Origin of the sequence: Pseudomonas sp. JH-2 (assembly GCF_036231725.1) — a bacterium.
In the GTDB taxonomy this organism is placed as follows: domain Bacteria; phylum Pseudomonadota; class Gammaproteobacteria; order Pseudomonadales; family Pseudomonadaceae; genus Pseudomonas; species Pseudomonas delhiensis.
The window spans coordinates 44998-51900 of sequence record NZ_JAZAQP010000045.1 but is presented as its reverse complement, the minus strand read 5'-3'; the positions used below and the strand labels follow the sequence as shown (position 1 = coordinate 51900).

Sequence of the window (6903 nt, the reverse complement as noted above, 5' to 3'; positions counted from 1 at the left end):
AGGCTGATGACCTTTTCGTCATTGCCTGCCAGCCAGTCGAGAACGAAGTTGGCGCCGATGAAGCCGGCGCTGCCGGTCACGAGGATGGTCAAGGGAAATATCCTTATCAGAAAGAGTCCAGGCAGCCGATACGAGCCGCAGAGGTTGAGTTCTGCAGCTCGTATCGGCAGGGGAGCGCTATTCGGTGATCTTGCTGAAGCTGCCGTCGAACATGTCGACGTTGCGCCCGTCGGTAAGGGTATACAGCGAGTAGCTGCGGCCCAGGCGCGCACCACCGTCACGGGTCAGCGGGGCCCAGGCCAGGTTGGCGCGGCGCATGGTCGAGCTGCTCATGATCTCGTCGAACGGAATCGACACGTAGATGCCCTTGTCGAAGCTACCTTCGCCGTACTCTTCCTTGGAGGCGGTGGTGAGGGTCACCCAGCCGCCGAAGCGCACGCCGTTGCTGAACTCGCGGGACAGGTCGATGGTGGTACCCCAGTCGCGGGCCAGGTAGCGGCCCACGCTGACCGCGGCCAGCACGTCCTGGAAATCGGTCTTCAGGTAGCCGGTGACGTGGCCGGTGAGCACCTTGTAGTCGCGCAGGCCGAAGTCCTGCTCGAAGTCACGCTGGCGCACGTAGTTGAGGTCGCCACCGATGGCCCAGCGCTCGTTGAGCGGGCGATACAGCAGCTCGCCACCGACGCCGGCGAACATCGACTCCAGGTAGCCGCCGTAGACCATGCCGTACATGTCCTCGTCCAGGCGCCTGACCTTGTTCAGTTGGAAGGTCGGCATGGTCACGTCCGAGGTGGTCCAGTACTCGCGCAGGTAGGTGCGCACGCGCGGCAGGTTGCTGGGCGCGTCGTACTTGAACTTATCGAAGTTGTTCAGCAGGTTGGCGCTGAGCGAGCCGCTCCACCAGGTATCCGGGGTGAAGCGGTATTCGCCGTTCAGGTCCGCGGTGAACTGGTAGAGCAGGAAGCCATCAGGGCCGCCGACGTTCTGCTTGTAGCCCAGGCCGAGGCCGTAGCTGAATGGATCCGGCTTCTGCGTATAGAGCACCTTTTCCTGGTGCGGCAACGGCCAGTTGCTCTCGGTGCCGCGGCGCAGGTCGTCCAGCGGACGGTCGTTGTTCACCACTTCGCGGAAGGTCTCGCGCGGCACGCTGGTCTCGATGACCGGCAGGTCGTAGCGCTTGTCCACCACGGTGAAGTACTTGATGTCGTCATCCACGCTGTTGTCGAGGATGCGCGCCGCGCGGCCCACCGCCTTGGGCGGGTAGAGGTAGCGGGTCTGCTCGCCGTAGACGACGATTTCCTTGTCGCGCTGGGCGATGCGCTCGACCTTGTAGCCGGCGTTGTTCTGCAGGCGCCTGGACACGTTCGCCCAGTCCACCTGGTCCGGATGCAGGTCCGGCGCCTTGGCCGGCAGCGGCTCGGCCGGCGGGTCGAAGGTCTTGGCCGGCGCCGAGCGGGAAGCGAAGTTGGTGTGCAGGGTGATGCCGAACATGGCGGTGTTGCCACGTTCCCAGCCGGCGGTCAGGTCTACCGAGTCGCTGGCTTTGAAGACGAAGCCGAGGTTGATGGGGGAGCTTTGGTCCTGGTTGTTGCTCAGCGGTTCGCGCTTGTAGTCGTTGCCGTCGTATTCCAGCTTGAGCGCCAGGCGATCCCAAGGGGTTTGCCAGAGTACGCCGCCGAAGATGCCGGGGGAGCCGCGGAAATAGTTGCTGGCATCGAAGGAACCGGCATTGGCTACATCGCTGGTGGGGATCGGACGATCATCGAACTTGTCGTCCACCCAGCCGAGTGGGTTGCTGAAATCACCGCGGTTGCCGAGGTAGCCCCAGGCGATGCCCAGGCTGAGGTCGAAATTCCCGAATCGCTTGTTGCCAACGAAGTATTCGCTGGAGAACAGGCCGGTACCGCCGATGTCCAGCGCACCTACCGCTAATTCCGGTGTCCAGCGGCTTTCCTGGAGCAGGCGGAATTTGGCGTCTACCGCTTTGTCCTTGTAGCTCTGGTCGCCACTGAAGTCTTCGGCGCCGTAACGACGGTTGCTGACGGACGTGTAGCGGAACGATGTTTCCAGCCAGTCGAATGGCTGCAGGGCAAAGCTGTAGCGCGAATAGGGATCGACACGGTTGGCGGTGACTGCGACGTCCCCTGCCGGTGCCATGCGCGCCGTGGGCGTCTGCATCAACCCCATGATGCCGAAGTCGTTTCTCGTGTCGCGGGGTTCGGCATGGGCCATGGCCCAGGGCAGCAGCAGGCAGAAGGAATAGCGGAGCTTCATTGCGCCACCTCGGACAACGGTTGGGTGGCGATGAATTGGGCCATTTCTTCATTCAGGTCCGGGACGGCGCTATCCGGTCCGGCCGCCTTGATCGGTACCAGGATGGTTGCCCCCGGCGCGGCGGACATGCCTTCCTGGAGGTTCCACAGGGCGATGCCGAGGCGGCTGACCTGACCGTCCGGCTGGATCAGATAGACATAGTCGGGATCGGCTTCCGGCAGCGACGGGCACGCGGCGGAATAGTCCCGTGCCTGCTGCATCGGCACATAGGCCAGATAGCAGTCGGTCGCCACGGCTCCCAGCACACGGACCGCACTCGGCCGGGTGGGGAAAATGAAAATGTCGCCGGGCTCCACCAGGCTGTTCTGCGCCGGGGTGACTTCCACCTCGACGGGGTCCATCAGGTGCAGACGCCGACCACTGACCGGCTGACTGGCGACCTGGTCGTAGAGACGCTTGGCCAGGCTGGAAAGCGCGGGTTGATCGTCCAGCAGGGCTTTCTGTTGCAGCATGGACAGATCGAACAGAATGCCGGCCTTCAGGCGCTTCTGCTCCGGCAGCAGCTTCGACTGCAGCCACGCGGCACCCAGCCAATAGCCCTCGGCATTGACCTGGGTGGCACGGAAGACGTCGGCGAGGCGGGTCGTCGAGGTGATGGCCACGGGGCCGGGCTTGGCCGCATCGCCGCGAACTTCGACGGAGTCACCGGCCATGGCGGGGCCGACCAGCAGCAGGCTAATCAGGGCGAGAAGGCGCATGCTCATTTGCCTGCCCCCCGATATGGGCGCAGCTGGGTGATCGCAACCTGCAGGTCGGGCGTGACCTGTTGCAGGCTCTGCATCACGAAGCCGTCCCTGGGGTCGACCCAGTATTTGTTGGTAGCGCTGAAGCCCAGCAGCGGCGCGCGGATGTCTTCATCGACGCGCAGCAGGTCGTAGTCGCGCTCGAGAATGCTTACGCGCTCCAGGCCGACCTTGTGGAAGCTGCTCTGCACGGGAATACCCAGGCGATAGCCGCTCGCCAGGTCGATCCAGCGCTCGCTGCGCTGCCCATCTGCCAGCTTGTGCAGGCCGGTGTGGAAGGGCGAGTCCGCACCCAGACGCGTGCCGACGAGGTTGTCGCCAAAGCCGGTGGTGCGTACCACCAGGCCATCTCGCATCATCAGCACCTGGCGGGTAGAGGCGAGCCAGTACTGCAGGTCGCCCTGCTGGCGCACCAGCGCCATCACGGCTTCGCCGCCCTGGGTCTGCAGCTTGATCTGGTAGTAGGGCACCGCATCCACCTGGGCCTGGGTCAGCTCAAGCGGCTTCGGGCCCTGGGTGGCGGCGCGCAGGGTATCCCACGACGCCTGCATCAGCGGGTTGCAGGCGGATAGCGACAAGGCCGCCCCGGCCAGGGCGGCGAATTGGAGGAGTTTCACGTCGGTTGACCTGAGTTCGGTGGTTTATTCGTCGTTCAGGTCGTTCTTGATGTTGGCGCCAGTACCAAGAATGGTGGTAGATGGCACCAACTGGCTGATGAAGCGGTTCCAGCGGGTAACGCCAGCCGGGCCGACATAGACCACATCCTGCGGCTCCAGGTTGAAGCGCTGGGCGAGGATGAAAGCGGTAGGCGATTGGGCGTCCAGTTGGAAGACCTTGGCGGGTTCGCGCTCCAGGTCTTCGACGCCGCGAATCACATAGACGGCTTTGCCGTTGGAACTGGCCTGGTTCAGGCCGCCGACACTGCCCAGGGCATCGGCCAGGTTCAGGTACTTAGTCTTGTAGGTGATGGCGCGCGGACTGTTCACCTCGCCCATCAGGTAGACCTTCTTGCGGTCGTTGTAGGGCAGATAGATCTGGTCGCCGTCCTTCAGGTAGACGCTATACAGTTGGCTTTGCTGTTGGTCGTTGAGCGCGTCGAGATTGAGCTTGTACTCGCGGCCATCGCGCTTGAGGACCATGTTGGAGAGGTCGGCGGAACCAGTGTTCACGCTTGCGGTGCTAATAGCCTCCATCAGGCTTAGAGGAACAGTGGTAATGGCTTGGGGACCAGACTTATTAAAGGCGCCGTTGACAATCACTTTCTGACTGGCGAAGCGCAGTACATTCAGGTCAACTTGCGGTGTTTCGACGTATTGCGCCAGCCGACTGGAAATTTCATTTCTGACTTCTTCTATGGTTCGACCAGCGACCCTGACCTGACCAATATAAGGATAGAAAAGGGATCCATCGGGACGAACCAAGCGACCATTAGCGTCGATCTGCTGTTGTTGTCCAGATGGTGCAGTTAATTCAGGATGGTCCCAAACGGTGATGTAAAGCAGATCGCTTGGTCCGATGCGATAGTCTTGAGGATGATAGTTAAGCAACTCAGGTGGAACACGACCATCAATCTCCGTCGCGGCGTTCACAGCCAGCAGCTTGGGGGTGATTTGCACCAGCTCGACGCGGCTGCTCTCGGCGGAGTCATCACGAACGATGCGGCTGGTGTCCATATTCTGGCCAGGGGCGAACATGCAGCCCTGGAGCGAAAGAGCGGCGACAACGGCAACGGATAAAGAGCGAATCATGAGAAGGAACTACGCAGCAAGTCGATACGGCAACGCCCGATGAGCCGGGAGCCGTGAACGGGGTTTAAAGGGGGCTGGAGATAACCCTGCCGCTGCCGAGGCGGCGGCAGGGTCCAACAGCTACAGGCTGGAATCAGCGAGCAGTGCCGGTAGTACCAGTGGTACCAGTGGTGCCGGTAGTACCCGGAGTGCCGTCGTGGCCACCACCGCCACCGCTGTTGGAAGCGGCAACGCCTGCTGCCACTACGGCAGCACCGATACCGATGGCGCCACCTACGGTGACACCGCCGGCAACCGGGGTGGACAGGGTTAGTGGCTCGGAGGAGGCCGGCGGGTTTGCCGGCTCTTCCGCTGCCAGCAGCGGCATGCTCAGGGTCGCCAGAGCGGCGAACGTCAGCAGTTTTTTCACGTTAAGACTCCTTGTGGGGTCGTTCCTTCAGAAAGAAGGAAGGTTAAGGCTGGCACGAAGCCAGCGCAAGCAGAAAAGCCCCGGCGCCGCTGAAGTAATCCTATTTCGTTCAGCGAGCAGCCCGCAACTCGTTCCAGTCCTTGGGAGCGGTGAGCTCGACGGGGTGTCCTGAACTACTACAACTAGAACTCCGGCGCTTTTCAGCCTTTGGTGCTCTCAATAGGCGTTTTTGTGTATAAATCCTTTAAACACCGTGAGAAAAACAATTTTCAAATCCCACCAGAGGGACCAGTTGTGGATATAGGCTAGATCGTGCTCAACACGCTTTTGCATCTTATCTAGAGTATCTGTTTCTCCACGCCAGCCATTAATCTGAGCCCAGCCTGTAATGCCGGGCTTTACCTTGTGGCGAAGCATGTAACTATCAATCTTTCCACGATAGTGTTCATTATGAGCAACGGCATGCGGGCGGGGACCAACAATAGACATATCCCCAAGTAGAACGTTAATGAACTGAGGGAGTTCGTCTAGAGAGGTCCGGCGCAGCAAAGCACCGATTGGTGTTATGCGAGTATCTCCCCGAGTTGCCTGTACTACATTTCCATCGTTTTCCATGACCCGCATGCTACGGAATTTCAATACCTCGATTGATCTTCCATCAATACCATATCTTTTCTGACGGAAGAAGATAGGTCCTGGGGAGGTCAGTTTTATCATCAAGGAGATTAGAGTCATAGGAATCGCAATGATTGCCAGTATGGCAGCGGAAAGCACTATGTCTTCTGCCCTCTTGATGACGCTATTGGCGCCGGTCATTGGGCTATCAAATATGCTGATTGTAGGCACGCCATTGATATTCTGACTACGGGCATGTAGAAGTTCAAAAATGAATACGTCAGGAACAATATAGACAGATGCTGTCGTGTCACTGAGCTTCTCGGTAAGCCATTTGATGCGTGCTTCACTGCGCATCGGTAATGTTATATATACTCTGTCTATTTGACCGGAGCGAGCCTGCTCTACTAGGTCCTCTAGTGATCCGGAAACTGGAAGCTTAATCTTGCTGCCTGCAATCCGTACGGGGTCGCGCCGTTTATCATCAAAGAAGCCCAGTAGGTCTAGCCCCATCCACGGGGCGCTAGCAATATTTCCGGCCAGTCTCTGACCTAAAGGTCCTGCGCCGGCAATTGCCACTGTCCGAGTATTGAAACCACGCCGGCGCAAAGCATTCAATGAAGTTCGAAGTAGAACCCGATAACAACACAGCAGCGCCAGGGATAGGGCGAACCATTGCAGCATAACTGCATCATCAAGTAGTGGTGTTGCCAATAGTAGATAATCAGCGAGAAATACTGTTGTAAAGCTGAGTGCCCATGTGCCACCTACCTTTCTTAGCTCTTCACTGATACGCTCTCCACGCCAAGAGTTGTACAAATGAGAGAAGTCACTTAGGAGATAGAAGATAACTAATGAAAGAAGTGTGGCTACTGTCGGAGCATAGCTTAGGGGGATTGAGTTAAGTTTGATGGAAATTCCCATGCTGAAAAGTATTACAAAGAAGTCAAGGAGTCTCTGTAGTACAGAAATTGTCGCCTGATGGGGGCGCAGTATTCCGCGATCCATGCCGTTCATTATCTGTCTCCTTGCAGTAACAAGGGGCGTTGAGAGT

General features: G+C 59.1%; 7 protein-coding genes. All 7 read right to left on the bottom strand.

Going from position 1 to position 6903, the window contains the following annotated elements; translation table 11 throughout:
- Positions 1–92 (bottom strand): hypothetical protein (locus VV867_RS24475; RefSeq protein WP_328567795.1); only part of this gene is annotated, 92 nt, incomplete at its 3' end.
- Positions 93–177: 85 nt separating this feature from the next.
- Entirely contained in the window at positions 178–2274 is a 2097-nt protein-coding gene (locus VV867_RS24470) for a YjbH domain-containing protein (protein ID WP_328567794.1), read from the bottom strand.
- Positions 2271–3038, bottom strand: coding sequence for a capsule biosynthesis GfcC family protein (locus tag VV867_RS24465; protein WP_442965051.1), 768 nt, complete (start codon positions 3036–3038; stop codon positions 2271–2273). Before VV867_RS24465 ends, VV867_RS24470 begins: the two co-directional genes overlap by 4 nt.
- Positions 3035–3694, bottom strand: a complete 660-nt coding sequence (locus VV867_RS24460; RefSeq protein ID WP_328567792.1) for a YjbF family lipoprotein — start codon at positions 3692–3694, stop codon at positions 3035–3037. The genes VV867_RS24465 and VV867_RS24460 overlap by 4 nt, the downstream gene beginning before the upstream one ends.
- A gap of 24 nt (positions 3695–3718) precedes the next feature.
- On the bottom strand, positions 3719–4825 hold the full coding sequence (locus VV867_RS24455; RefSeq protein ID WP_328567791.1) for a polysaccharide biosynthesis/export family protein: 1107 nt from the start codon (positions 4823–4825) through the stop codon (positions 3719–3721).
- A 133-nt stretch (positions 4826–4958) separates the two neighbouring features.
- Positions 4959–5234 carry a hypothetical protein gene (locus VV867_RS24450; protein ID WP_116423005.1) on the bottom strand — a complete coding sequence of 92 codons (276 nt, stop codon included), beginning with the start codon at positions 5232–5234 and terminating at the stop codon, positions 4959–4961.
- A gap of 216 nt (positions 5235–5450) precedes the next feature.
- Positions 5451–6866 (bottom strand): undecaprenyl-phosphate glucose phosphotransferase, encoded by a 1416-nt coding sequence (locus tag VV867_RS24445; protein WP_328567790.1) that lies wholly within the window; start codon positions 6864–6866, stop codon positions 5451–5453.
- Between the last annotated feature and the right edge of the window lie 37 nt (positions 6867–6903).